This is a genomic window from Pseudomonas sp. B21_DOA, assembly GCA_030544685.1.
Classification (GTDB): Bacteria; Pseudomonadota; Gammaproteobacteria; order Pseudomonadales; family Pseudomonadaceae; genus Aquipseudomonas; species Aquipseudomonas fluorescens_AO.
Genome location: CP086683.1, coordinates 530,396 through 557,083, shown reverse-complemented (window position 1 = coordinate 557,083; position 26,688 = coordinate 530,396). Strand labels below are relative to the sequence as shown.

19 protein-coding genes and 4 pseudogenes are annotated in these 26,688 nt (G+C 62.3%); 17 read left to right on the top strand and 6 right to left on the bottom strand.

The genetic code is table 11. From position 1 onward, the window contains the following. Window positions 1-3 precede the first annotated feature (3 nt). From LJU32_02625 to madM, 12 genes and pseudogenes are all read left to right on the top strand, one after another. The gene (locus LJU32_02625; protein WKV89357.1) at window positions 4-5,913 is read left to right on the top strand and encodes an Hpt domain-containing protein; all 5,910 of its coding nucleotides are present in this window, start codon (window positions 4-6) and stop codon (window positions 5,911-5,913) included. Further along, on the top strand, window positions 5,906-6,376 hold the full coding sequence (locus LJU32_02620) for a chemotaxis protein CheW (protein ID WKV89356.1): 471 nt from the start codon (window positions 5,906-5,908) through the stop codon (window positions 6,374-6,376). The genes LJU32_02625 and LJU32_02620 overlap by 8 nt, the downstream gene beginning before the upstream one ends. 532 nt (window positions 6,377-6,908) lie before the next feature. Beyond that, the gene (locus LJU32_02615) at window positions 6,909-7,274 is read left to right on the top strand and encodes a hypothetical protein (protein ID WKV89355.1); all 366 of its coding nucleotides are present in this window, start codon (window positions 6,909-6,911) and stop codon (window positions 7,272-7,274) included. A gap of 229 nt (window positions 7,275-7,503) precedes the next feature. Continuing rightward, a pseudogene (gene mdcA / locus LJU32_02610) lies at window positions 7,504-9,173 on the top strand (malonate decarboxylase subunit alpha). Beyond that, window positions 9,173-10,030 carry a triphosphoribosyl-dephospho-CoA synthase gene (locus LJU32_02605; GenBank protein WKV89354.1) on the top strand — a complete coding sequence of 286 codons (858 nt, stop codon included), beginning with the start codon at window positions 9,173-9,175 and terminating at the stop codon, window positions 10,028-10,030. The pseudogene mdcA and the gene LJU32_02605 overlap by 1 nt, the downstream one beginning before the upstream one ends. Then, window positions 10,030-10,329: a malonate decarboxylase subunit delta gene (locus LJU32_02600; protein WKV89353.1), complete on the top strand. Its 300-nt coding sequence runs from the start codon at window positions 10,030-10,032 to the stop codon at window positions 10,327-10,329. Before LJU32_02605 ends, LJU32_02600 begins: the two co-directional genes overlap by 1 nt. Beyond that, window positions 10,322-11,173, top strand: coding sequence for a biotin-independent malonate decarboxylase subunit beta (locus LJU32_02595; GenBank protein WKV89352.1), 852 nt, complete (start codon window positions 10,322-10,324; stop codon window positions 11,171-11,173). Before LJU32_02600 ends, LJU32_02595 begins: the two co-directional genes overlap by 8 nt. After that, window positions 11,170-11,955, top strand: coding sequence for a biotin-independent malonate decarboxylase subunit gamma (gene mdcE / locus LJU32_02590; GenBank protein WKV89351.1), 786 nt, complete (start codon window positions 11,170-11,172; stop codon window positions 11,953-11,955). Before LJU32_02595 ends, mdcE begins: the two co-directional genes overlap by 4 nt. Further along, a complete protein-coding gene (locus LJU32_02585) occupies window positions 11,949-12,569 on the top strand; it encodes a malonate decarboxylase holo-ACP synthase (protein WKV89350.1) in 621 nt (206 codons plus the stop codon). Before mdcE ends, LJU32_02585 begins: the two co-directional genes overlap by 7 nt. Continuing rightward, window positions 12,566-13,486 carry a malonate decarboxylase subunit epsilon gene (gene mdcH / locus LJU32_02580; protein ID WKV89349.1) on the top strand — a complete coding sequence of 307 codons (921 nt, stop codon included), beginning with the start codon at window positions 12,566-12,568 and terminating at the stop codon, window positions 13,484-13,486. Before LJU32_02585 ends, mdcH begins: the two co-directional genes overlap by 4 nt. 67 nt (window positions 13,487-13,553) lie before the next feature. Continuing rightward, a complete protein-coding gene (gene madL / locus LJU32_02575; protein ID WKV89348.1) occupies window positions 13,554-13,946 on the top strand; it encodes a malonate transporter subunit MadL in 393 nt (130 codons plus the stop codon). Between the two features lie 5 nt (window positions 13,947-13,951). Further along, window positions 13,952-14,715 (top strand): annotated as a pseudogene (madM, locus tag LJU32_02570) (malonate transporter subunit MadM). Between the two features lie 116 nt (window positions 14,716-14,831). On the opposite strand, the gene LJU32_02565 reads toward madM, so the two are convergent. Beyond that, entirely contained in the window at window positions 14,832-15,752 is a 921-nt protein-coding gene (locus tag LJU32_02565) for a LysR family transcriptional regulator (protein ID WKV89347.1), read from the bottom strand. 140 nt (window positions 15,753-15,892) lie between these two features. Between LJU32_02565 and LJU32_02560 the strand changes: the two genes are divergently transcribed. After that, window positions 15,893-16,510 carry a hemolysin III family protein gene (locus LJU32_02560; protein ID WKV89346.1) on the top strand — a complete coding sequence of 206 codons (618 nt, stop codon included), beginning with the start codon at window positions 15,893-15,895 and terminating at the stop codon, window positions 16,508-16,510. Between the two features lie 111 nt (window positions 16,511-16,621). Here LJU32_02560 and LJU32_02555 read toward each other — a convergent pair whose 3' ends face one another. Next, entirely contained in the window at window positions 16,622-17,341 is a 720-nt protein-coding gene (locus tag LJU32_02555) for a 16S rRNA (uracil(1498)-N(3))-methyltransferase (GenBank protein ID WKV89345.1), read from the bottom strand. Window positions 17,342-17,548: 207 nt separating this feature from the next. Further along, a complete protein-coding gene (locus tag LJU32_02550) occupies window positions 17,549-18,955 on the bottom strand; it encodes an adenosylmethionine--8-amino-7-oxononanoate transaminase (GenBank protein ID WKV89344.1) in 1,407 nt (468 codons plus the stop codon). Between the two features lie 221 nt (window positions 18,956-19,176). On the opposite strand from LJU32_02550, the gene LJU32_02545 reads away from it, so the two are divergent. The 4 genes and pseudogenes from LJU32_02545 (at window position 19,177) to LJU32_02530 (ending at window position 22,680) form a co-directional block, all read left to right on the top strand. Next, window positions 19,177-20,946 (top strand): flavin monoamine oxidase family protein, encoded by a 1,770-nt coding sequence (locus LJU32_02545; protein WKV89343.1) that lies wholly within the window; start codon window positions 19,177-19,179, stop codon window positions 20,944-20,946. 390 nt (window positions 20,947-21,336) lie between these two features. After that, window positions 21,337-21,888, top strand: coding sequence for a cytochrome b (locus LJU32_02540; protein WKV89342.1), 552 nt, complete (start codon window positions 21,337-21,339; stop codon window positions 21,886-21,888). A gap of 31 nt (window positions 21,889-21,919) precedes the next feature. Then, window positions 21,920-22,498, top strand: coding sequence for a YceI family protein (locus LJU32_02535; GenBank protein WKV89341.1), 579 nt, complete (start codon window positions 21,920-21,922; stop codon window positions 22,496-22,498). Between the two features lie 89 nt (window positions 22,499-22,587). After that, window positions 22,588-22,680, top strand: a pseudogene (locus tag LJU32_02530) (metal ABC transporter ATP-binding protein). 83 nt (window positions 22,681-22,763) lie between these two features. On the opposite strand, the pseudogene LJU32_02525 reads toward LJU32_02530, so the two are convergent. The 3 genes and pseudogenes from LJU32_02525 to metF form a co-directional block, all read right to left on the bottom strand. Then, window positions 22,764-24,631, bottom strand: a pseudogene (locus tag LJU32_02525) (DEAD/DEAH box helicase). Between the two features lie 221 nt (window positions 24,632-24,852). Further along, window positions 24,853-25,665: a transporter substrate-binding domain-containing protein gene (locus tag LJU32_02520; GenBank protein ID WKV89340.1), complete on the bottom strand. Its 813-nt coding sequence runs from the start codon at window positions 25,663-25,665 to the stop codon at window positions 24,853-24,855. Between the two features lie 163 nt (window positions 25,666-25,828). Beyond that, complete coding sequence (gene metF, locus LJU32_02515; GenBank protein WKV89339.1) at window positions 25,829-26,674, bottom strand: methylenetetrahydrofolate reductase [NAD(P)H]; 846 nt, start codon at window positions 26,672-26,674, stop codon at window positions 25,829-25,831. Window positions 26,675-26,688: the final 14 nt, after the last annotated feature.

Below are 26,688 nucleotides of genomic sequence, written 5' to 3'. Positions count from 1 at the left end.
GTTATGGGTGATCGGCACGACTACGTGGCCCTGGAATGGGTCAAGGGCGAAATTGCCGAAACGCTGAAGCTGGCGCATCAGGCGATCGAAGCCGTGCTCGACGATCCGCAGGCCTTCCCCGGGCTGGACGAATGCCTGGCCTACATTCATCAGGTCCACGGCAGCCTGCAAATGGTCGAGTTCTACGGCGCAGCGTTACTGGCCGAAGAAATGGAGCACTTGGTCGAAGCCCTGCAACATGATCGTGTACCGCACCGCGACGAAGCCCTGCACCTGATGCTGCAAGCCCTGGGGCAACTGCCGCTTTACCTCGACCGTGTGCAGAGCGCCCGTCGTGACCTGCCGTTGGTGGTGCTGCCGCTGATCAACGACCTGCGCAGCGCCCGTGGTGAAAGCCTGCTGGCGGAAACCAGCCTGTTCAGCCCGCCACTGCCCGAGCTCGCGCCGATCAGCGACGCGGCACTCGCGACACTGGAACCGCCCGATCTGCCGAACGTGCTGCGCAAACTGCGGCAGATGCTCCAAATGGCATTGGTCGGTCTGCTGCGCGAACAGGACGACCAGACGCACCTTGGCTATCTGGCCAAGGTCTTCAGCCGTCTCGAAGCGCTTTGCGGCGACGCGCCGTTGAGCCCGTTGTGGCAGGTCGCCTCGGCGTTGGTCGAGGGCATGCGCGAGGGCGCCATCGCCAACAGTCCGGCGCTGCGCAGCCTGTTCAAGGACGCCGACAAAGAGCTCAAGCGCCTGCTCGAACAGGGCATCGTCGGGCTCAATCAGCCGGCGCCGGCCGAGCTGCTGAAAAGCCTGTTGTTCTATATTGCCAAAGCCGAACATCCCACCGGGCAGATGCTGACCATGAAAGATCGCTACTCCCTGGACGACGCGTTGCCCGACAGCGCGATGGTCGATGAAGAACGCGCGCGCCTCGCCGGCCCCGACCGCGATGCCATGCGCTCGGTGCTGGCAGCGCTGTGCGAAGAGCTGGTGCGGGTCAAGGAGCGCCTCGATCTGTTCGTGCGCAGCGACCGCCAGCACGCTTCGGATCTGGACAGCCTGCTCGCGCCGCTGCGGCAGATCGCCGACACCCTCGCGGTGCTGGGTTTCGGCCAGCCGCGCAAGGTCATCATCGACCAATTGGCGGTGGTGCTCAGCCTCGCTCAGGGCCAGCGCGAACCGAACGACGCAATCCTCATGGACGTCGCCGGGGCCTTGCTCTACGTCGAAGCAACGCTGGCCGGCATGGTCGGCACGGTGGAGACGCAAAGCGCCGACGACACGCGCCTGCCGACCACCGACCTGACACAGATCCATCAGATTGTGATCAAGGAAGCGCGCATCTGCCTGCAACAGGCCAAGGACATGATCGTCGATTACATCGACGCCGATTGGGACCGCCAGCATCTGCAATCGCTGCCCGAACTGCTGACGCAGGTGCGCGGCGCGCTGGCGATGATTCCGCTGGCCCGCGCAGCGAGTCTGGTCGAGGCCTGCAACGGCTTCATTCGCGAGCATTTGATGCTTGATGCCCACGAACCGGGTTGGGAACAACTCGATCATCTGGCCGATGTGATCAGCAGCCTGGAGTATTACCTCGAACGCCTGAGCGACGACCCGCAGGCCCCCGCCGAGCATCTGCTCGATGTCGCGCAGAACAGCCTCGCCAGCCTCGGCTACTTCGCCAACGAGCAGCCCGGCGAAGCGCAAGTGCCGGTGCTCGATGAGGTACTCAGCCCCAGCGAAGCCCAGGTCATGCAGGATCTGCAAACTCTCGACGACCCCGACGTCGTGCAGTCGCTGGCCGAAGTGCTGGCCAGCCCGTTGTCGGCGCTCAACCCGCCGGCGCGCAACAGCCCCGACAGCCTGATGCCGCCGCCGGCCGATGAAGAAGCGGTCGACGATGAACTGCGCGAAGTGTTCCTGGAGGAAACCGGCGAAGTTCTCGCAGTTCTCCACGAATACCTGCCGCGCTGGACCGCCAATCCCCAGGACCGCGCCGCGCTGACCGAACTGCGCCGGGCCTTTCACACCTTGAAGGGCAGCGGGCGCATGGTCCGCGCGTTGGTCCTCGGCGAACTGGCCTGGGCCGTGGAAAACCTGCTCAACCGCGTGCTCGAACAAAGCGTCGAGCCCGGCGCAGTGCTGCGCCAATTGCTCGGCGACACCGTGTTGCTGCTGCCCGAGCTGATCAACGAATTTGCCACCCAGCGTCAGCGCCAGCGCAACGATGTCGACCAACTCGCCGCACGCGCCCACGCGTTGGCCAAAGGCGATGAGCCGCTGGCTGCCGAAGACACCGACGACGTCGCCGCCCTCGATCCGCTGCTGCTGGAAATCTTCCGCAAAGAAGCCGAAACCCACCTCGCCAGCCTCAACCGTTTCCTCGATCAGGCCGCCGAACAGGTGCCGTTGCCGGCCAGCGACGAACTGCAACGGGCGCTGCACACGCTCAAGGGCAGTGCCTCGATGGCCGGCGTATTGCCGATGGCCGAACTGGCGGCTTCGCTGGATCAACTGGCCCGCGAGTTCAAGGCGCATCAGTTGCCGCTGGATCTGGACGAGGTCGAACTGCTGCTCGAAGCCGAGGGCCTGTTCCGCGTAGGCCTGCGCCAGCTCAAACACGATCCGCTGGCGCCGATTGTCGGTGCGCAGTCGCTGATCAAACGCACCGAGGCGCTGCTCGCCGAGCGCCTGCAAGGCAGCACCGATGGCGCTGACAGCGGCCTGCGCCTCAAGCGCGATCCGCAACTGATCAACAACTTCCTCGCCCAGGGCATGGACATCCTCCTCGACGCGGAAAACCTCTTGCAGCGCTGGCAGCAGCACCCCGGCGAACGCCAGGAACTCAGCGCCTTGCTCGATGAACTGACCACCCTCGGCGAAGGCGCGCACCTTGCCGATCTGCTGCCGGTCGACGGTTTATGCGAAGCCTTGCTCGATCTGTATGGCGCGGTGGAAGAAAGCAGCCTTGCGGTCAGCGAGCGGTTTTTCCACGAAGCGCAACTGGCCCACGAAGCGCTGATCAACATGCTCGACGAACTCGCCGCCGGCCAGGAAATCACCCCGCAGCCGGAGCGGATTCGGGCCTTGCAGGAACTGCTCGACGAAGGCCTCGACCCGGCGGCGATGGGCCTGATCCGCAGCGATGGCAGCCGCACCCTCGATATTCGCGAGCTGGGCAACGCCACCGCGCAATTGCAGCAATCGGTTGCCGCCCTCGAGCCGGACGATGAAATCGTCGAAATCTTTCTCGAAGAGGCGGTGGACATTCTCGACAGCGCCGGGCAAGCCTTGCAGCGCTGGCTCAAGGACCCGGACAACGCTGCGCCACTGTCGTCATTGCAGCGCGACTTGCATACGCTGAAGGGCGGCGCGCGGATGGCCGAGGTCGAGGCCGTCGGCGACCTCGCCCAGGAGCTGGAAAATCTCTACGAAGGGCTGGTTGATCGACGCTACAACCACAGCGCCGCGCTCGAAGGTTTGTTGCAGCACAGTCATGAGCGTTTGGCACTGATGCTCGAGCAATTGCAAGCGCATCAAGCGCTGACCCCGGCGCAGGATCTGATCGACGCGATCCGTCAGTTGCGTCAGGGCCAGGCCGCCAGCGAATCATCCTCCGCAGCGGTCGAACACGACAGCGCCGGGCACGATCCGGAGTTGCTGGAGATCTTCCTCGAAGAAGGTTTCGACATCATCGAAAGCTCCGGCGGCGCGTTGTTGCGCTGGCAGGCCGAGCCGGGCAACCGTCAGGAAATTGAAACCCTGCTGCGCGATCTGCACACCCTCAAGGGTGGCGCGCGGATGGTCGAAATCGGCCCGATCGGCGACCTCGCCCATGAGCTGGAATTTCTCTACGAAAGCCTCTCTAGCGGTGCGCTGCAACCGTCCGCCGAGCTGTTCGCGCTGGTGCAGCGCGGCCATGACCGACTGGCGCAAATGCTCGATGGCGTGCGCGCCGGACAGCCGTGCCCGCCGGCCGATCGGCTGATCAGCGCGATCCAGAATTTCAGCCATCCGGCGCAGGTTGAAGCGCCGCTGGCGCCAGCTCCGGTCATCAAGCCTGAGACAGCGCCACCGGCGGCCGATGCTGGCGCAGACATGGTCAAGGTTTCTTCCGAACTGCTTGATGAACTGGTCAATCTGGCCGGGGAAACCTCGATTTTTCGCGGGCGAATCGAGCAGCAAGTCAACGATGCGCAGATTGCTCTCAACGAGATGGAAACCACCATCGAGCGCATGCGCGATCAGTTGCGCCGCCTCGACACCGAAACCCAGGGGCGCATTCTCAGCCGCCAGCAAGTCGATGGCGAACGCCTCGGTTATGAAGATTTCGATCCGCTGGAAATGGACCGCCATTCGCAGCTTCAGCAACTGTCGCGGGCGCTGTTCGAATCCGCTTCTGACCTGCTCGACCTCAAGGAAACCCTCGACCGCCGCAACCACGATGCGGAGAACCTGTTGCAGCAACAGGGGCGGATCAACACCGAATTGCAGGAAGGCCTGATGCGCACGCGCATGGTGCCGTTCGAACGCATGGTGCCGCGTCTCAAACGCATCGTGCGTCAGGTCGCCGAGGAGCTGGGCAAGGATGTCGCCTTCGTCGTCGGCAATGCCGATGGCGAGATGGATCGCAACGTGCTGGAGCGCATGGCCGCGCCGCTGGAACACATGCTGCGCAACGCCGTCGACCATGGCCTGGAGTCCACTGAAGTGCGGTTGGCGGCGGGCAAACCGGCGCAAGGGCAGATCACCCTTGATCTGTCGCGCGAGGGCGGCGACATGGTTTTCGACATCCGCGATGACGGCGCCGGGGTGCCGCTGGAAGCCGTGCGGCGCAAAGCGATCAAGCGCGGTCTGCTGGCGCCCGATGCCGAGATCAGCGACCGCGACGTGTTGCAGTTCATCCTTCAGCCGGGTTTCTCCACGGCAGAGAAAATCACTCAGATTTCCGGGCGTGGCGTCGGCATGGACGTGGTCCACGAAGAAGTGCGCCAGCTCGGCGGCAGCATGAGCATCGATTCGGTGCCGGGGCAGGGCGTGCATTTCCGCATTCGCTTGCCGTTCACCGTGTCGGTTAACCGCGCGCTGATGGTGCAGTGCGCTGAGGATCAGTACGCGATCCCGCTGAACACCATCGAAGGCATCGTGCGTGTGTTGCCGAATGATCTGGAAGGGCACTTCCGTCAGGATCCGCCGAGCTATCAATACGCCGGCCAGCGTTATGAGCTGTGCTACCTCGGCGAGCTGTTGAAGACTGCGCCACGGCCAAAACTGCTCGGGCAGAACCTGCCGTTGCCGGTGCTGTTGGTGCATTACAATGACCGCCACATTGCCGTGCTGGTCGACGCCATGGCCGGCACCCGTGAAATCGTGGTCAAAAGCCTCGGCGCACAATTCGCGTCGGTGCAGGGCGTGTCGGGGGCGACGATTCTCGGCGATGGCCGGGTGGTGCTGATTCTGGATCTGCTCGCACCGATCCGCGCGATGCAGGCGCGCCTGGCGCAGGAGCCGTCACTCACGGAGATCGACAGCGAACCGCACAAGCCGCTGCTGATCATGGTCGTCGATGACTCGGTGACGGTGCGCAAGGTCACCAGCCGTTTGCTCGAGCGTCACGGCATGAACGTGCTGACCGCCAAGGACGGTGTCGATGCGATGCTGCTGCTTGAAGAACACACGCCCGACCTGATGCTGCTCGATATCGAAATGCCGCGCATGGACGGCTTCGAGGTCGCCACCCAGGTGCGCGCCGACGAACGCCTGCGCCACTTGCCGATCATCATGATCACCTCGCGCACCGGGCAGAAACACCGCGACCGCGCCATGGCCATCGGCGTCAACGACTACCTCGGCAAGCCGTATCAGGAATCGGTGTTGCTGGAGAGCATCGCCCAGTGGAGCAAGAAACATGCATGAGCACCGGCACAACCCGCGCACCAGCCAGCTCACCGGGCTGCTGCTGCCGCTGGCCGATCGCAACCTGATCCTGCCCAATGTCGCCATCGCCGAGCTGATCGACTACCAAGCCAGCGCCTTCGACCTCGACACGCCGCCGTGGTACCTGGGGCGGGTGACCTGGCGTGAACGGCAGATTCCGCTGATCAGTTTCGAATCGGCCTGTGGGCAGAAAATCGTCATCGGCGAACGGACACGGATCGTCATCCTGAATGCGCTGGGCGGCTTGCCGGAGCTGAGATTCATCGGCCTGCTGGTGCAGGGGATTCCTCGCTCCTACAAGCTGGACAGTCAGTTGAGTTATGTCGATGTGCCGTTGTGCGCGCTGGAGCAGGCAGCGGTGCAGGTGGGCGAGCAGGTGGCGAAGGTGCCGGATTTGTTGGGGCTGGAGAAGTTACTGGTGGATGCGGGATTGGTTTATTGATTTGCGTTTGTGGTGTCCTGGCGGGCGTATTCGCGAGCAAGCCCGCTCCCACAGTGGAGCGAGGTCGTACACAAAATCTGCGTACCCTGAAGCTCCCATGTGGGAGCGGGCTTGCTCGCGAAAGCGCCAGTCGCGGCAGCAAATTCCTACGGGTAGATCCCCAATCCAGATCAGCCAATAAACAACAATTGATTGAGGTGTTTAAAGACACCCAGTGTTACGCCCCGCCAGCCTACAAATCCTTGCGCCGCTGCCTACGCCTGCGCCAGAATCCGCCGGCTTGTGCGCCCAGGGCTTGCTGCGTAACTTGGATCGGGTCACTGATTCCCAGTGATCGGGTTTAGCAGCCCGTGGTAAATCTGAGGTTGCACGAGCACCGTCAGTCAGGCTTCACGCCTGCACTCGATGGCGGCTGTGCGCAGGGCGCTTCGGCGCGCCGGCTTCCTTAGGTTCCCCGGTCTGCTAACCTGCGTTCAGCTGCCACCCCTTCTTTTAGCAGAGATGCGGTTGCGGCTTTATCCGGAACCTGAAGATGAAAAAACCATCGCCAAACCCGCCGGTAGCAAGTCCGGCATCGCCCTACCAATCCCCCGACTCAAAGCAATTCCACCAAGCCGCCGAGCGCGCCCTCGACCATTACCTCGGCCCACCCAGCGCTGACTTCATGGCCCCGCCGTACACCCCCAACACGCTGTACATGGCCAACCCCGAAGCCGACACCGAATCGCTGCTGGCCGACGCCTGTGAAACCCTGGGTTCGGCGACGGTGATGCTGCACAACCACGCAGCCTCCGTGGAAGGCTCGCAGCGCAAGACCCTGCAGGGCATCGCGCAGATTGTCATGGTGGCGGAGATGGCGGTGAACCGGGTGCTGGACAAAATGGTGCCAACCGACTGAGCGAGTGCGCTGAGGCGACTGGCCTCTTCGCGAGCAGGCTCGCTCCCACAATTGGAATGCGTTCGATCGTTCCCACGCGGAGCGTGGGAACGATCAATGTGGAGCTAGCCTGCTCGCGAAAGCGATCGTGACCATTACTCTCAGCGTAATGATTCACCACCCAGCTTGATTGATGCCCTCATCGCACACGCCTAACTTGGCTCCACGACAGCGAACCCGTGGAGTGAGCATGACAACAACAATTTCCCCCGACTCGCGCTGGACGCGGCGGCGTGACGAGAAGCAGCGCCGGCTCGACAAGGTGCGGGGCTGGCCGATGGTGCGGTGTTGCCCAGCGACAAAATCGTCGCCGCGCTTGAAGCGCTGATCCATCCCGGCGACCGCGTGGTGCTGGAGGGCAACAACCAGAAGCAGGCGGATTTCCTTTCGCGTTCGCTGGCCAAGGCCGATCCGGCCAAGCTCCATGATCTGCACATGATCATGCCCAGCGTCGGCCGCTCCGAGCACCTTGATCTGTTCGAACGCGGCATCGCCCGCAAGCTCGATTTCTCTTTCGCCGGCACCCAGAGCCTGCGCATCAGCCAGTTGCTCGAAGACGGCTTGCTCGAAGTCGGCGCGATCCACACCTACATCGAACTCTACGCCCGCCTCGTTGTGGACCTGATCCCCAACGTTGTGCTCTCGGCCGGCTTCATGGCCGACCGCGCCGGCAACATCTACACCGGCCCGAGCACCGAAGACACTCCCGCACTGATCGAACCGGCGGCGTTCAGCGACGGCATCGTTATCGTTCAGGTCAACCAATTGGTCGATGACGTCAGCGAACTGCCCCGCGTAGACATTCCCGCTTCATGGGTCGATTTCGTCGTGGTCGCCGACAAGCCGTTCTACATCGAACCGCTGTTTACCCGTGACCCACGCCACATCAAGCCTGTGCATGTGCTGATGGCGATGATGGCGATTCGCGGGATCTACGAAAAACACAACGTACAGTCGCTCAACCACGGTATCGGTTTCAACACCGCCGCCATCGAACTGATCCTGCCGACGTACGGCGAATCCCTCGGTTTGAAAGGCAAGATCTGCCGCAACTGGACGCTCAATCCGCACCCGACGCTGATCCCGGCGATTGAAAGCGGCTGGGTCGAAAGCGTGCATTGCTTCGGCACAGAACTGGGCATGGAAAACTACATCGCCGCCCGGCCAGATGTGTTCTTCACTGGCCGCGACGGCTCGCTGCGCTCCAACCGCATGGTCTGCCAACTCGCCGGGCAGTACGCGGTGGACCTGTTCATCGGCGCGACGTTGCAAGTCGACGGCGACGGCCATTCCTCGACCGTAACCCGTGGCCGCCTCGCCGGTTTCGGTGGTGCGCCGAACATGGGCCACGACCCGCGCGGCCGCCGTCACGGCACCCCGGCGTGGCTGGACATGCGCCACGCCGATGGGCCGCAACCGATGCTCGAACGCGGCAAGAAACTCGTGGTGCAAATGGTCGAGACCTTCCAGGAGGGCGGCAAACCGACCTTCGTCGAAACCCTCGACGCGGTCGAAGTGGCGAAGAAAAGCGGCATGCCACTGGCGCCGATCATGATCTACGGCGACGACGTCACCCACCTGCTGACCGAAGAGGGCATCGCCTACCTGTACAAGGCGCGCTCGCTGGAAGAGCGGCAGGCGATGATTGCCGCCGTGGCCGGCGTTACCGCAATTGGCCTGCGGCACAACCCGAAAGACACCGAACGCATGCGCCGCGAAGGCCTGATCGCCTTGCCCGAAGACCTCGGCATCCGCCGCACTGACGCCACTCGCGAGTTGCTCGCGGCGAAAAGCGTGACCGATCTGGTCGAGTGGTCCGGTGGCCTGTACAACCCGCCCGCCAAATTCAGGAGCTGGTAATGCACGCATTCAACCTGCAAGCGAAACCGCTTTCTCTGGGGGATCGATTGGCCGATCTGGCGGTGGATGCGCTGATCGACGAAGCCGATCTGTCGCCGAAACCGGCGCTGGTCGACCGTCGCGGCAATGGCGCACACACCGATCTGCACCTGGGCCTGATGCACGCTTCGGCGTTGGCGTTGTGGCCGGCGTTCAAGGAAATGGCCGAGGCGGCGCTGGAGCTGGGCGAAGTCGGTTTGCCATTGCGCGAAGCGATTGGCCGCATCGGCCGTGAAGGCGAGCAAGCGATGCTTGTGACCACCAACGGCGTCAACACCCATCGCGGTGCGATCTGGGCGTTGGGACTGTTGGTGACGGCCGCCGCGCTGCAACCGAAATCCGTCGCCCTGTGTGCCGCCCGCCTGGCACTGCTCGACGACCGCTACGCGCCGAAACCGCTCAGCCACGGCGCACAAGTCGCCCAGCGTTACGGCGCACGCGGTGCTCGCGAGGAAGCGCAACTCGGCTTCCCGTCCGTGCTGCAACGCGGCCTGCCGCAACTGCACAAAAGCCGCGCCAGCGGCCACGGCGAACAGAACGCCCGGCTCGATGCGTTGCTGGCGATCATGACCGAGCTGGCCGACACCTGCGTGCTCTACCGCGCCGGCGAACCGGGCCTGCAGGCCATGCAGTCCGGCGCGCAAGCGGTGCTCGATGCCGGCGGCAGCGCCAGCCTCAGCGGTCGTCGTCGCCTGCACGAACTGGATCAACAACTCATCGCATTGAATGCCTCGCCCGGTGGCGCCGCCGACCTGCTCGCCGCCACGCTGTTGCTTGATCGTATCGAGCGCGACGGCATCTCTCAGGGAGCGTTTTGATGGAAAACCTATCGTTTGAATTCCCCGCGGGGCAGCCGCCACGCGGGCGTGCGCTGGTCGGTTGTGTCGGTTCGGGTGATCTGGAAGTGCTGATCGAACCGGGTCTGGCCGGCAAACTGACGATCAACGTGCAGACCTCGGTCAACGGCGCGCAGCAGCGCTGGCAGCACCTGTTTGCGCGGATGTTCGACGGCACCACGCCGCCAGCGATGGCCATCGATATCCACGATTTCGGCGCGACGCCGGGGGTGGTGCGCTTGCGTCTGGAACAGGGTTTCGAGGAGATCGGCCATGACTGACAGCGCAGCGTTGCTGAACAAACACAGCTTCGTCGAACTCGGCGCGCGGCAACGGGCGAAAGCCTTGCTCGACGCCGGGACCTTTCGCGAACTGCTCGATCCGTTTCAACGGGTCATGTCGCCGTGGCTTGAGCGCCAGGGCGTAGTGCCGCAAGCCGACGACGGCGTAATCATCGCCAAGGGCAGTCTCGACGGTTTGCCGGTGGTCATCGCGGCGATTGAAGGCGCGTTTCAGGGCGGCAGCCTTGGCGAAGTCGGCGGGGCGAAGATTGCCGGTGCGCTGGAACTGGCCGCCGAAGACAACCGCAACGGCATCCCCACCCGCGCCGTGTTGCTGCTGGAAACCGGCGGCGTGCGCTTGCAGGAAGCCAATCTGGGGCTGGCGGCGATTGCCGATATTCACGCGGCGATTGTCGATTTGCAGCAATACCAACCGGTGGTCGGCGTGGTCGCCGGCAGCGTCGGTTGCTTCGGCGGCATGTCGATCGCCGCTGCGCTGTGCAGCTATCTGTTAGTGACCCAGGAAGCACGTCTCGGCCTGAACGGCCCGCAAGTGATCGAGCAGGAAGCCGGGATCGAGGAATACGACTCCCGCGACCGGCCCTTCATCTGGAGCCTGACCGGCGGCGAGCAGCGTTTCAACACGGGACTGGTGGACTGTTATGTCGGCGATGACGTGGCGCAGATTCGTCAGCAGGTTGGCGAATTGCTCCAGCAAGGCCTGCCGGCACAGCCGCGCAGTCAGCGCGCCGAGTGGTTCCTGCAGCGCCTCGGCAAGCTGGACACGGACAAGCAAATCGAACCGTCAGTGGTTCGCGATCTGTATCAAGGAGAGCGCTCATGAGCAGTTATTCATTGCGCGGTTTGCACTGGTTCAACGCCTTGAGCGCGGGCGCTGAAAGCGTCGAAGGGCTACCGCCCTCGCTGAAAGTGGCTGACGGTGAACTCGGCCGGTTTATCGCCGTGGTGGCTGACCCGGACAACCGTTTCCCACGCGCCCGCAACGGCGAAGTCGGCTTGCTCGAAGGGTGGGGTCTGGCCAAGGCTGTGGATGACGCGATCAGCGCTGATCGTGATAAAGCGCAAAAGCGCCCGATCATCGCCATCGTCGATGTACCGAGCCAGGCGTATGGCCGGCGCGAAGAAGCCCTCGGCATTCATCAGGCGCTGGCCGGCGCGGCGGACAGTTATGCCCGTGCACGCTTGGCCGGGCATCCGGTGATTGCGCTGCTGGTGGGCAAAGCCATGTCCGGGGCGTTTCTGGCCCACGGTTATCAGGCCAATCGCCTGATCGCGCTGCGCGATCCCGGCGTGATGGTCCACGCGATGGGCAAAGCCTCGGCGGCGCGGGTCACCTTGCGCAGTGTCGAGGAACTGGAGGCGCTGGCGTCGAGCGTGCCGCCGATGGCCTATGACATCGACAGCTACGCCAGCCTCGGCCTGCTCTGGGAAACCCTCTCGGTGCAGCAAATTGAACAGCCGACGGCGGAAGATCTGGCGCGCGTGACTGAGTGCCTGAAGCAAGCGATCAGCGATGTGACCAGCACTGATTTGAAAGGGCGCCTTGGTGCGAGCAATCGTGCCGCCTCCAGCAAAGTCCGCGAGTTGCTGAGGGCGCAGTGGTGAACCTGCCCCTGGCCCACGATCTGCTCTGGGGCATGACCCCGGCGCAGTTGCCGGCGGATGCGCCGCAGTGGGCGGTCGCGGCGCTGGCGGCCGGGCAACCGGTGGTGGTGCGCCGGGCCTTGAGCGAGGAAGGTCTGGTCGCGGTCGGCGTTCGTGGTGTGTTGCGCGAGCAGCGGCTGGCGGCGTTTATGCCGCTCGATTCGATTGCCTGTCGGGTCAGTCCCGAGGCCCTTCGTCATGTTGAATGCGAACGAGATCTGCCGGTGACGCAGGCGCTCAAACAACTGCGGCCGATACTCGATGACTGCGGTTGGGTCTGGGGTGTCAGCGGCAGTGTCGGGTTTGAATTGGCCAGTGGTTTCAAAGCAATGCATGAAGCCAGTGATCTCGATCTGATTCTGCGTGCGCCGCACATCATCGCCCGTAATCAGGCGCGCGAACTGGTCGCGCTTTTTGATCAAACTGCGTGCCGGGTCGACATGCAATTGCAAACGCCGTTCGGCGCTGTGGCGTTGCGGGAATGGGCCAGCGGTTCGGCGCGAGTGCTGCTGAAAAATGCCCATCAGGCGGCATTGGTGGTCGATCCGTGGAACCCGCAGGAGCAGGCGGCGTGAGCAGTCTGTTGGTGTTTCCCGGCCAGGGCGCGCAGCAAGCCGGCATGCTCCAGCGCTTGCCTCGGGAAACGCTGGTCGAGGCCAGTGATGTGCTCGGCGAGGATGTTTTGCTGCTGGATTCAGCCGAGGCATTGTGCACGACCAGAGCGGTGCAGCTGTGCCTGCTGATCGCTGGCGTCGCGGCTTCGCGGCAGTTATTGCAGGATGAACTGAGCGCGGATTACGTCGCCGGCCTGTCAATCGGCTCTTATCCAGCGGCGGTGGTGGCAGGAGCCTTGAGCTTCAGCGATGCGCTGCATCTGGTCAGCCTGCGCGGTGAGCTGATGCAACAGGCTTATCCACAGGGCTACGGCATGACCGCGATCATCGGCTTGCAGTTGTCCACAGTCGAAACACTGCTGGCGCAAGTGCACCGCGAAGATCGGCCGGTGTATCTGGCCAACATCAATGCCGATAACCAAGTGGTGATTGCCGGCAGCGACAAGGCCATGCACGCGGTGGCTGAACTGGCGCGCAGTCGCGGCGCCGGAGTGGCGAAGCGGCTGGCGGTGAGCGTGCCATCGCACTGTCCGCTACTGGAAAGGCCGGCGCAGGCGCTTGCCGAGGCCTTCGCCAAGGTTGAACTGAAGAACCCGAAAATCGCTTATCTGAGCGGCAGTCGCGCGCGGCCTGTGAGCAAAGTCGAAGCGCTGCGCGATGACCTCGCTTTCAACATGTGCCGCGTGGTGGACTGGCGCGGCACCGTGCAAAGCGCCTACGAGCGCGGCGTACGTCTACAGATCGAACTGCCGCCCGGTGCGGTGCTGACCGGGCTGGCGCGCCGGGTGTTCGAGCAGGGCACCGTCACTGCCTTCGACAGTGCCCGCCTCGACACCCTGCAAGCGCTGTTGCGAGAGGAGGGTGGCCGCCAACTCTAAAACCGCCGCGACTCAAGCTTCGAACAACAAAAACAACATTCGACGATGCACTTTGAGGACTACAACAATGATTATTTACGGTGTGGCGTTTCTCGCCTTCTGCACGCTGGTCGGGATCTGGGTCGGTGAACTGCTCGGCAAGCTGATCGGCGTGCCAGCCAACGTCGGCGGTGTCGGCATTGCGATGCTGCTGTTGATCGGCCTGGGCAGCTATCTCTACAAGAGCGGCTGGCTCAAGGGCAAGACCGAGCAGGGCGTGGAGTTCTGGAGCGCGATCTACATTCCCATCGTGGTCGCCATGGCCGCGCAGCAGAATGTCTACGGTGCGCTGAAGGGCGGGCCGATGGCGATTCTTGCCGGCACCCTCGCCGTAGTGATCGCTTTTGCCTTGGTGCCAGTGCTGACACGCATGGGCAACAAGCAAGAAACGCCGATTGCTCCTGCCAAGACTGCGGGGTGATCGCCATGTACGAATCAATGATGAAAGTGATCACCGGCTACGGTCTGATCAGCGGCTTTTTGATTGTCGGCCTGACCATGTGGGTGTCCTACTGGATGTCCAACACCTTCACCAAGGGCCGGCTGCACGGTTCGGCGATCGCCATTCTGCTCGGGCTGGTGCTGTCGTATATCGGCGGCGCACTCACCGGTGGGCAAAAAGGCGTGGTGGATATTCCCCTGCTGTCCGGCATCGGCCTGCTCGGCGGTGCGATGCTGCGGGATTTCGCGATTGTGGCGACGGCGTTTGGGGTGAGTGTCGATGAGCTCAAACGCGCCGGACTCGTCGGTGTGCTGGCGCTGTTTGTCGGCGTTGGCACCTCGTTCGTCGCCGGCGTCGGCGTGGCGATGGCGTTCGGCTACACCGATGCGGTGAGCCTGACCACCATTGGCGCCGGTGCGGTGACCTACATTGTCGGCCCGGTGACCGGCGCGGCGATCGGCGCCAGCTCCGAGGTGATGGCGCTGTCGATTGCGGCGGGGCTGATCAAGGCGATTCTGGTGATGGTGATGACACCGTTCGTGGCACCGATGATCGGTCTGAACAACCCGCGCAGCGCGGTGATTTTCGGTGGTTTGATGGGCACCTCCAGCGGCGTTGCCGGGGCCTGGCGGCCACCGATCCGAAGCTGGTGCCATATGGTTGCCTGACGGCGGCGTTCTACACCGCGCTAGGGTGTCTGCTCGGGCCTTCGCTGTTGTTTCTGGCGATGCGCGGGTTGATGGGCTGACCGAGCTGACATTGATCGTTCCCACGCTCTGCGTGGGAATGCAGCCGGGACGCTCCGCGTCCCAAAGCGGACGCAGAGCGTCCATTGAGACATTCCCACGCAGAGCGTGGGAACGATCATGAGCTGGCCTGGCGATTGGCATACATCCGACACTCCGCCAGCAACGCCAGCAAATTCGGATCGCGCTCCTTGGCCTTGAGAAACACCACGCCAATGTGCTGCTGCAAGCGGTACTTCTCCTGCAACGGGATGAGCTTCACCCGATTCTCGTACACCGCCGCAATCCGCCCCGGCAACAAGGCGTACCCCACCCCGGAGCTGACCATGCTCAGCAAAGTGAAGATGTCATTGACCTGCATCGCCACTTTCGGCTCGAACCCCGCTTGCTTGAACACCCGATTGCCATCCTGATGCGTGGCAAAGCCCTGGGTCAGGGTGATGAACGTTTCATCCCGCACCTCGGCCAGATCGACTTCACTGCGCTGAGCAAACTTCGAATCCGCCGGGGTGGCGAGGAAGATGTCGTCGGAAAACAGCGCAATCTGTTCGCAGTCCGGATCGTTGATGCTGTCGTCCAGTGACACCAGAATCGCGTCGACCTCCATGTTTTTCAGCTTGTAGAGCAGGTCGATGTTCGAGCCGAGGATCAGGTCGATGTTGAGTTCGCTGCGGCGGATTTTCAAGCCCATGATCAGTTGCGGCACGGTTTTCACCGTCAGCGAATACAGCGAGCCAAGCTTGAAGCGCTCAGCGGAGAACCCGGCGGCTTCGCGGGTCAGGCGCACGCTGTCGACCACATCGTTGATCAGCTTCTGCGCGCGCTCTTCCAGCACGTAAGCACTTTCCAGCGGCGTCAGATTGCGACCCTCGTGTTTGAACAGCGGGCAGCGCAGGGCGTTTTCCAGTGAGTGAATCGCGCGGTGCACGCTGACGTTGCTGGTCTGCAATTCGGCGGCGGCGCGGGCGAGGTTGCCGGTGCGCATGAAGGCGAGGAACACCTCGAGTTTTTTCAGGGTCAATTCTTCGTCGATCAGCATGGCGCGGACTCTTTTGGTATCGGCCGATTGTGCCCAATTCCGACGTGCCGCGCAGGCGAGGTTGAACAGAAACATTGCGCTTTTACGCTCAAGGCCCGAGCCTTGCGCGCTTGCGCTAGTGACTACGAGGTCTGCGACACATGTATCACGGGGAAAAACTCAACGCCTGGACCCATCTGGTCGGAGCCATCGCCGCGTTTATCGGCGGCGTTTGGATGCTGGTGATTGCCAGCCTCGACGGCAGTCCATGGAAGATCGTCAGCGTGGCGATCTACGCCTTCACTTTGCTGGTGCTCTACAGCGCTTCGACCGTGTACCACAGCGTGCGCGGGCGCAAGAAAGCGATCATGAAAAAGGTCGATCACTTTTCGATCTACCTGCTGATCGCCGGCAGCTACACGCCGTTCTGCCTGGTGACGTTACGCGGGCCGTGGGGCTGGACGCTGTTCGGGATCGTCTGGGGGCTGGCGCTGATCGGCATTCTGCAAGAGATCAAACCGCGCTCCGAGGCACGGATTCTGTCGATCGTGATTTACGCGGTGATGGGCTGGATCGTGCTGGTCGCGGTCAAACCGCTGATTGCCGCGCTGGGCACGGCGGGGTTTGCCTGGCTGGCGTCGGGCGGGGTGCTGTATACGGTGGGGATTATCTTTTTTGCCCTCGATCACCGGCTGCGGCATGCCCATGGCATCTGGCATCTGTTCGTGATTGCCGGGAGCTTGCTGCATTTTGTCGCGATTCTGTTTTACGTCCTGTAGACCGAGGTGCGGCTAATCGCTGGCAAGCCAGCTCCCACAGGGTTCAGTGGTGTTCACAAATGTTGTGGCCAACAAAGCACCTGTGGGAGCTGGCTTGCCAGCGATGGCGTCCTAGAAATCACCCCACAGTTGCTGGGCTACCGCCAGCGCCACCACCGGCGCGGTCTCGGTGCGCAGCACGCGTGGGCCGAGGCGGGCGGCGTGGAAGCCATTGCCTTTGGCCTGCTCGACTTCGCCGTCCGTCAAGCCACCTTCCGGCCCGATCAGGAACGCCAGCGTCGCCGGTTTGGCATGACTCACCAACGGCTCTGCCACCGGATGCAGCACCAGTTTCAATTCGGCTTCAGTCTGCTTGAGCCAGTCCGCCAGCAACACTGGTGGATGAATCACCGGCACCCGTGACCGCCCGCACTGTTCGCAGGCACTGATCGCCACTTGGCGCCAGTGCAGCAAGCGCTTGTCGGCGCGTTCGTCCTTGAGCCGGACTTCGCAGCGTTCGCTGAAGATTGGGGTGATTTCCGTGACGCCCAGTTCGGTGGCTTTCTGAATCGCCCAGTCCATGCGCTCGCCCCGGGACAGGCCCTGGCCGAGGTGGATCTGCAGCGGCGATTCGATTTGCCCGGCGAATTGCTCGTCGATCTGCACGACCACGCGTTTCTTGCCGACATCCACCAAGGACCCGCGAAACTCATGGCCGGAACCGTCGAACAACTGCACCGCATCGCCCTCGACCATGCGCAACACGCGGCTGATGTAATGCGCCTGGGCTTCCGGCAGTTCGTGTTCGCCGGTGCTCAGCGGGGCGTCGATAAAGAAGCGGGACAGTCTCATTTCGGGTCTCTAAAAAATTGGCGCGTAGTCACTGTTGGCAGAGCTTTGGTGGCGAGGGGATTTATCCCCGTTCGGCTGCGCAGCAGTCGTGAAATCAGCACACGCAATAATCCTGACTCACCACGATTGCAGATTTCAGGGCGGCTTCGCCACCCAACGGGGATAAATCCCCTCGCCACAGGGTCCTTCTCAAACCTTTGGTATCGATCAGCCCGGATCGCGAAATCCCGGGTGGAAGTCTTTCGGCACCGCCACGCTGACGCTGTCACGCGTAGCAATGTCGATACCTTCGCTAGCCACCTCAGCAAGGAAATCGATCTGCTCCGGGGTGATCACATACGGCGGCAGGAAATACACCACGCTGCCCAGCGGCCGCAGCAACGCGCCTCGCTCCAGCGCATGCTGGAACACCTTCAAACCGCGACGCTCCTGCCAAGGGTAGGCCTCTTTCGTGGCTTTATCCTTGACCATCTCGATCGCCAGGACCATGCCGGTCTGGCGCACTTCGGAGACGTTGGGGTGATCGAACAGATGCGCGGTCGCCGAGGCCATGCGCTGAGCCAGCGCCTGGTTGTTCTCGATGACGTTGTCCTGCTCGAAGATATCCAGCGTCGCCAATGCTGCCGCGCACGCCAGCGGGTTACCGGTGTAGCTGTGCGAGTGGAGGAAGGCGCGCAGGGTCGGGTAGTCGTCGTAGAACGCGCTGTAGACCTCATCGGTGGTCAGGCACGCTGCCAGCGGCAGATAGCCGCCGGTCAGGGCTTTCGACAGGCAGAGGAAGTCCGGGCGGATGCCGGCCTGTTCGCAGGCGAACATCGTCCCGGTGCGACCGAAGCCGACGGCGATTTCATCGTGAATCAGGTGCACGCCGTAGCGGTCGCAGGCCTCGCGCAGCAGCTTGAGATAAACCGGGTGATACATGCGCATGCCGCCGGCGCCCTGAATCAGCGGCTCGACGATCACCGCCGCGACGCTGTCATGGTTTTGCGCCAGGGTCTGTTCCATGGCGGCAAACATGTTGCGCGAGTGTTCTTCCCAGCTCATGCCGTCGGGGCGCAGATAGCAATCCGGGCTCGGCACCTTGATGGTGTCCATCAGCAGGGCTTTGTAGGTCTCGGTGAACAGCGGCACATCGCCGACCGCCATCGCTGCCATGGTTTCACCGTGGTAGCTGTTGGTCAGGGTGACGAAGCGCTTCTTGTTTGGCTGGCCGCGATTGAGCCAGTAGTGAAAGCTCATCTTCAGTGCGACTTCGATGCAGGACGAACCGTTATCGGCGTAGAACACTCGGTTCAAGCCTTGCGGGGTCATTTTCACCAGACGCTCGGACAGCTCGATTACCGGTTGGTGGCTGAAACCGGCAAGGATCACGTGTTCGAGTTGATCGACCTGATCCTTGATGCGCTGGTTGATGCGTGGGTTGGCATGGCCGAACACGTTGACCCACCAGGAGCTGACCGCGTCGAGGTAGCGCTTGCCTTCGAAGTCTTCGAGCCAGACGCCTTCGCCGCGCTTGATCGGGATCAGCGGCAGCTGTTCGTGGTCTTTCATCTGGGTGCAGGGATGCCACAACACCGCAAGATCGCGTTGCATCCACTGGTTATTCAGGCCCATTTACAGTCTCCTCGAGGCGGCTCGCGTCAGGCGCGGGCGAACAATCGCGCAAGCCTATGCAATGCATCGCGCGGGAACAACCCATTGTGTCGATTGAGCTACTTTGTCTGAGCCGATAGACGTCGCTGGCGGCGTTTTGATGGCTAACGTATTCTTCGCGGTTCTTTGAGTCGTCTGGCTCGCAAACTGCTTTTCCCACCTGTTTTTCCGGAGTTCGCTGAATGTCTGTCGGTTGGCTGCGCGCCTGTGCGCTGGTGATGTTGGGGCTGTTCAGCGTTACGGCGCTGGCCAAGGATAAAACCGCAATCGTGATCGGCGGCGGCCTCTCGGGTCTGACCGCTGCTTACGAGCTGCAGAACAAGGGCTGGCAGGTCACCCTGCTGGAAGCCAAACCGAGCCTGGGCGGTCGCTCGGGCATGGCCACCAGCGAGTGGATCGGCAACGATAAGACCCAGCCGGTGCTGAACAAGTACGTGTCGACCTTCAAGCTCGGCACCACGCCGGCGCCGGAATTCGTGCGTACGCCGAGCTATCTGATCGACGGTGATTATTTCTCCGCTACCGATCTGGCCACCAAGCAGCCAGCCACCGCCGACGCACTCAAGCGCTACCAGAAGACCCTCGACGATCTGGCGCGCTCGATCGACGATCCGCAGAACCCGGCGGCGACTGCCACCCTGCATGCGCTGGATCAGATCACCGTATCGAGCTGGCTCGACAAGCAGAACCTGCCGGCCACCGCGCGTCAGTTGATCAACCAGGACATCCGCACCCACTACGACGAACCTTCGCGTCTGTCGCTGCTGTATTTCGCTCAGCAGAACCGCGTCTATCGCGGCGTTTCCGACCGCGACCTGCGCGCCTCGCGTCTGGTCGGCGGCAGCCAGGTACTGGCCCAGGCCTTCGTCAAACAGATCAAGACCATCAAGACCAGCTCGCCGGTCTCGGCCATCATCCAGGACAAGGACGGCGTGACCGTCAAAGTCGGCAGCGTCGGCTATCAGGCTGACTACGTGGTGCTGGCGGTGCCGTTGCGCGCACTGAACAAGATCTCGCTGACCCCGGCGCTGGATGCCCAGCATCTGGCGGCGATCAAGGGCACCAACTACGGCTGGCGCGACCAGATCATGCTGAAGTTCAAGACGCCAGTGTGGGAAAGCAAATCGCGCATGTCCGGCGAGATCTACAGCAACGCAGGTTTAGGCATGCTCTGGATCGAACCGGCGCTGAAGGGCGGCGCCAACGTGGTGATCAACCTGTCCGGCGACAACGCCCGTGTGATGCAGGCATTCGGCGACAAGCAGATGGTCGATCAGGTGCTGATCCGTCTGCACGCGTTTTATCCACAGGCCCGTGGCTCGTTCACCGGTTATGAAATCCGTCGCTACAGCACCGACCCGTCGATGGGCGGCGCCTACCTGGCTTACGGCCCGGGGCAGATCAGCAAGTTCTGGCGCCTGTGGGAACGTCCGCTGCAACGCGTGGCGTTCGCCGGCGAACACACCGACACCTTGTACCCGGGCACTCTGGAAGGCGCACTGCGCACCGGCCAGCGCGCGGCCAGCCAGGTTGAAGATCTGGCGGCCGGCAAGTCGTTCGAACCGGTCAAAGTGGTTCCGGCTGCAGCAGCGGCAGGCGCAGCGGGCGCGGTGGCGGCGAAGAAGGGCAACTTCTTCACTAACCTCTTCGGCGGTTCGGATGACGAGAAAAAGCCTGAGCCTGCGAAAGCGCCAGAGCCAGCACCTGCTCCGGTCGCTCCAGCGCCTGCACCGACCCCGGCACCTGCGCCAGCGCCGGTGGAAGCACCGAAGCCAGCGGCCCCGGTAAAAGCCGAGCCGGCAAAGAAAGCAGCGACCAAGCCTGCGGCGAAGAAGCCTGCAGCCAAAACCGATACGAAAAAGCCGGCTGCCAAACCCGCAGCAAAAAAGGCTGAACCGGCGAAGAAGCCAGCGGCCAAGCCAGCAGCGACGACCGAGACCAAGGCGCAGTAAGCCTTGCGGTGAATGAAAAAGCGCGGCTTTTACGCCGCGCTTTTTTGCCTCCGAGACCGCTTTCGCGAGCAAGCCCGCTCCCACCTTTGACCGTGTTTCTTGTTGGAATGCAATCGCTGTGGGAGTGGCCTTGCTCCCACATTTGACCGTGTTTCCTCAGTTGGAATGCAATCACTGTGGGAGCGGGCTTGCTCGCGAAGGGCCGGCGCAGGCATTCCGATTCCAATGCCTTGCAACAACATCCCGCCACACTTTTGCCTTTAATCTTTCCTTAACACGCCACTTCCAGACTCTTGATCGTATTTCTCGATATTTCAAAGCAAAATTTTCCGCTTTAATTCGATAGATAACTCGCTAGTCTTGGTTCGCAGTTCTCACAGGATTTGGGCAATGCAGCTACGTAACTCTTCTTCGCGCTATGGTTGGGTCAGCATCTTCATGCACTGGGGCGTGGCGCTGGCGGTCTTCGGGCTGTTCGCGCTGGGTTTGTGGATGGTCGGGCTGGATTACTACAGCACCTGGCGCAAAGACGCGCCGGACCTGCACAAGAGCATCGGTCTGGTGCTGCTCGGTGTGATGCTGTTGCGGGTGCTGTGGCGCTTCATCAGCCCACCGCCTTCTACGCTGCAAAGCTACAGCCGCATGACCCGTATCGGCGCCAAGTTCGGCCACGGGTTTCTGTATCTGGCGCTGTTCGCTGTGATGATTGCCGGTTACCTGATTTCCACCGCAGACGGTGTCGGGATCCCGGTGTTTGGCCTGTTTGAAGTCCCTGCTCTGCTCTCCGGACTACCGGATCAGGCAGATACCGCTGGGGTGATTCATCTGTGGCTGGCGTGGGCACTGGTAATTTTTTCCGGTCTCCATGCGTTGGCAGCATTGAAGCACCACTTTATCGATCGTGATGCGACCCTCACTCGAATGCTCGGTCGCAAAGCCTGAAATTCAACCTCGACTCAAAGGAAAAGAAAGCATGTTGAAAAAGACTCTGGCCGCTCTGGCAATCGGTTCCGCCGTGCTGTCCGCCAACGTAATGGCTGCTGACTACGTAGTAGACAAGGAAGGCCAGCACGCCTTCGTCGACTTCAAGATCAGCCACCTGGGCTACAGCTACATCACCGGTACCTTCAAGGACATCGACGGCAAGTTCAGCTTCGACGCTGCCAAGCCTGAAGACAGCAAGATCGAATTCAACGTGAACACTGCCAGCGTGTTCACCAACCACGCCGAGCGCGACAAGCACATCGCCAGCGCTGACTTCCTCAACGCCAGCAAATTCGGCAAGGCCACTTTCGTTTCCACCAGCGTCAAATCCACCGGTGCCAACACCGCTGACGTGACCGGCGACCTGACCCTGCTGGGCGTGACCAAGCCAGTTGTCGTCAAGGCCACCTTCCTGGGCGAAGGCAAGGATCCATGGGGCGGCTACCGTGCCGGCTTCGAAGGCACCACCACCATCAAGCGTTCCGATTTCGGCAAGCAGAAAGACCTCGGTCCGAAGTCCGATGCGGTCGAGTTGTATGTTTCGTTTGAAGGTGTGAAAGCGAAATAAATTTCGCCGCCACATGAAAAACGCCCCCGGTCGCAAGGCCGGGGGCGTTTTTTATTGTCTGATACATCACTTCGCGTCACTGAAAACCTATGGGAGCGAGCTTGCTCGCGAAGGCGTCAGGTCAATCACTTGATTTGTTGAATGACGCACCGCTTTCGCGAGCAAGCTCGCTCCCACAGGGATCTGAGTGATCTTGCGATTTTCACAAGTCAAAAAAATGCCCCGGCTCTTTCGAGTCGGGGCATTTTTCATGGCGGCTTGAAACTCAGCGATTGCGGGTCAGCAAAGCCGGTTTCTCGCCACGCGGGCGGCTTGGCAGTTGATCGAGCTGTTCAGGCGTCGGGAAGCGGTCGGCTTTCGATTCCTTGTGCATGATCTTCGGACCGTTGCTGCGCGGGTTCTGCACGGCCGGTTCGCTGCGTGGCTGATCGTCACGGGCCGGACGGCGGTTGCGCGGCGCGGATTCGTCACGACGACCCTGACCGTCACGCGGAGCGCCATTGCGCGGGCCGCTGCGTTTGGCCGGTGGCGTGCCGGTGCTCGAGCCGTTGCTGTTGCGCGGACCGTTCTGGCGACCCTGTGGCTGACCGCCGCGCGGTGCGCCAGTGCCTGAGCCTTGGGCCGGTGCGCCCGGACGACGGCCACGGCCACCGGCAGGAGCGGCTTTCGGCACGTAGTCGACGCGGTTACCGAAGTTATCGATATCGTCGTCGAGGAATTCGTCCGGAGCACGATCAGCCGCTGCACGTGGTGGCTGGCTTGGGCGCTGGTCGCGGCTCGGGGTGCCTTCGCGCGGTTTCTGTTGACGGGCAGGGCGCTCGCCACGTTCACCGGCCGGTTTTTCCTTGCCCTTGTCTTTGCCTTTGTCCTTGCGACCGCCGCCACCGCCGCCGCCATTCGGGCCATCGCCACGTGGGCCACGGGAATTGCGCGGGTTGCGGATGTCGGGACGCTCGCGGGCTTCCGGCTTCTCGGCTTCGATGGTGCTGGAGTCGAAGCCCATCAGATCGCCGTCGGCAATCTTCTGCCTGGTCATGCGCTCGATGCTTTTCAGCAGTTTTTCTTCGTCCGGCGCGACCAGCGAGATCGCCTCGCCCGAACGACCGGCACGGCCGGTACGACCGATACGGTGCACATAGTCTTCATCGACGTTCGGCAGCTCGAAGTTGACCACATGCGGCAACTGATCAATGTCCAGACCCCGAGCAGCAATGTCGGTGGCAACCAGAATGCGCACTTCGCCGGCCTTAAAGTCGGCCAGGGCTTTGGTGCGGGCGTTCTGGCTCTTGTTGCCGTGGATCGCTACAGCCGGCAGGCCGTGTTTGTCCAGGTATTCAGCGAGACGGTTGGCGCCGTGCTTGGTGCGGGTGAAGACCAGCACCTGTTCCCACGCGCCAGCGGTGATCAGGTGCGCCAGCAGCGCACGTTTGTGGCTGGCGGGCAGGCGGAACACGCGTTGTTCGATGCGCTCGACCGTGGTGTTCGGCGGCGTGACTTCGATGCGCTCCGGGTTGTGCAGCAGTTTGCCGGCGAGGTCGGTGATGTCTTTCGAGAACGTTGCCGAGAACAGCAGGTTCTGACGCTTGGCCGGCAGACGCGCGAGAACTTTTTCACGTCGTGCACAAAACCCATGTCGAGCATGCGGTCGGCTTCGTCGAGAACGAGGATTTCCACGTGGGACAGATCGACACTGCCCTGGCCGGCGAGGTCGAGCAAGCGACCCGGGCAGGCGACGAGGACGTCAACGCCACGGGACATGGCCTGGACCTGCGGGTTCATGCCGACGCCGCCGAAGATGCAGGCGCTGACGAATTTCAGGTCACGGGCGTAGATCTTGAAGCTCTCGTGCACCTGGGCCGCGAGTTCGCGGGTCGGGGTCAGGACCAGTACGCGCGGTTGGCGCGGGCCGTGACGCTGGGATTTGTCCGGGTGACCGTTGGGGAACAACCGCTCCAGAATCGGGAGGGCGAAACCGCCGGTTTTACCGGTACCTGTCTGAGCCGCAACCATCAGGTCGCGACCTTGCAACACGGCGGGAATGGCCCGCTGTTGCACCGGAGTAGGCTCGGTATAGCCCGCATCTTCGATGGCACGGACTAAAGCCTCGGAGAGACCGAGGGAAGCAAAGGACATGAGTAATCCTGTTTTAGTTAGGGCTTGGCCCAATGGGAGTCTTGCCTGGCGCGAATCACGTTTAAGAGGACGCAATCCCGTCCGGTCCAGCGGCGGTTCCGAAGGCACGTCAGGAGCGCTCGCGCGGGCTGGAAGCTGCGCTGTAGCGGGTCGAGAGGCCTGTTACGGTTCCGGGCGTCCGGGCGTGAGCCTGGCGGGAACGCCGGAGTATAACAGAGCAATCACTGCGCGCTGCTTTCCTGCTGCTCAACGGTTTTGCCGCTGCCCGTGGCTGAGCGCAGTGAGGCATTGTCGACGGGCGCAGCGCCATAGCGCGCGCTGAGCTCGGCGTAGGCTGGTTCGCGCTTGAAACGCTTGAGTTCGGCACCGAATCGCTGCACCAGCAAATCCATACCGGCATTGCGCCGAACCGCAAGAAACTGGCTCTGACGGCTGATAACCGTCGGGTTTTCCGTGATCAGATCGCGAATATTCAGCTCATCGAGCAAATGCTGACCGACGCGGCGATCGGTAATCAGCAGGTCGATACGCCCGCGTACCAGTTTGCCGAAGTTGGCTTCATGGGTTGGCGCCGGCTCCCGGGTAAACAGCTCCGACTGGCTGAAGTCAGGGCTGTACAGATAACCCGGCGAGGTGCCGATGGTCAGGCCTTTGAGTTGTTCGAGGGTGCGGAAAGGATGTGGCCGGTCGTTGGCGTAGAACATCACGAATTCGACGTCGGACAACGGTTCGCTGGGATAGAGCAGGGTGGCGTCACGCTCTGCGCTGTGAAAGATGTCCAGCGCACCGTCGGCCTGACCGGTTTCGAGCATCGACAGGCAGCGCTTCCACGGCAGGAACTGCCATTCGACTTCAATGCCCAGACGCTTGAACACGATGGCGGTGGTTTCGTAGTCCAGCCCGAGATTCTGCCCGCCCTGTTCGTACACGTACGGCGCCCAGGGCTCGGTGACAATACGCAACTTCTCGCCCCGAGCGGCGAAGCTCAGGCAAGCAAAAACCAGCACGGCGAATAACTGCGTGATCAAAGGCATGGCTGGAGATTACGACGAGAAACCCGAAAGAGCCAGAAAGTGCCTGCACAAGCTCTGTTCCGAGGTTCAAAACGCAAAAAATCGCAGCCGCGACACCCCTGTAGGAGCCGCCGAAGGCTGCGATCTGTTGCTTGTAGCTTTCAACTTGAAGCTTGCGGCTGCCTCAACGCGGCAACTTCAGGTTATTCCAGATCGCCAGGCTAGGTTCGGCCTGGTTCATGGAATAAAAATGCAGCCCCGGTGCGCCGCCCTGCAGCAGGCGTTCGCACATTTCGCTGACGACTTGTTCGCCAAAGCGTTGAATGCTTAGCGTGTCGTCGCCGTAGGCTTCCAGTTGTTTGCGGATCCAGCGCGGGATTTCCGCACCGCAGGCATCGGAGAAGCGCGCTAGCTTGCTGTAGTTGGTGATCGGCATGATCCCCGGCACGATTGGCAGATCCACGCCCAGCGCCTGCAAACGGTCGACGAAGTAGAAATAGCTGTCGGCGTTGAAGAAGTATTGGGTGATCGCGCTGTCGGCACCGGCCTTTGCCTTGCGCACGAAGTTGGCGAGATCGTCTTCGTAGTTGCGCGCTTGTGGATGCATTTCCGGGTAAGCGGCGACTTCGATGTGGAAGTGATCGGCGGTTTCTTCGCGAATGAATTCCACCAGCTCGTTGGCGTGACGCAGCTCACCGCTGGTCATGCCCATGCCGGACGGCAGGTCGCCACGCAGGGCAACGATGCGCTTGATGCCGGCAGCCTTGTATTCGTTCAGCAGGCCGCGCAGATCGTCCTTGCTGTCACCGACGCACGACAGGTGCGGAGCGGCGGGAACTTTGACTTCGCTTTCCAGCTGCAACACGGTGTTGAGCGTGCGATCACGGGTCGAACCGCCAGCGCCGTAGGTGCAGGAAAAGAAATCAGGGTTGTAAGTGGCCAACTGACGGGCAGTGGCGAGCAGCTTTTCTTGCCCGGCATCGGTCTTGGTCGGGAAAAACTCGAAGCTGTAGCGACGGTCTTGGGACATTGGAGGGGGCCTCC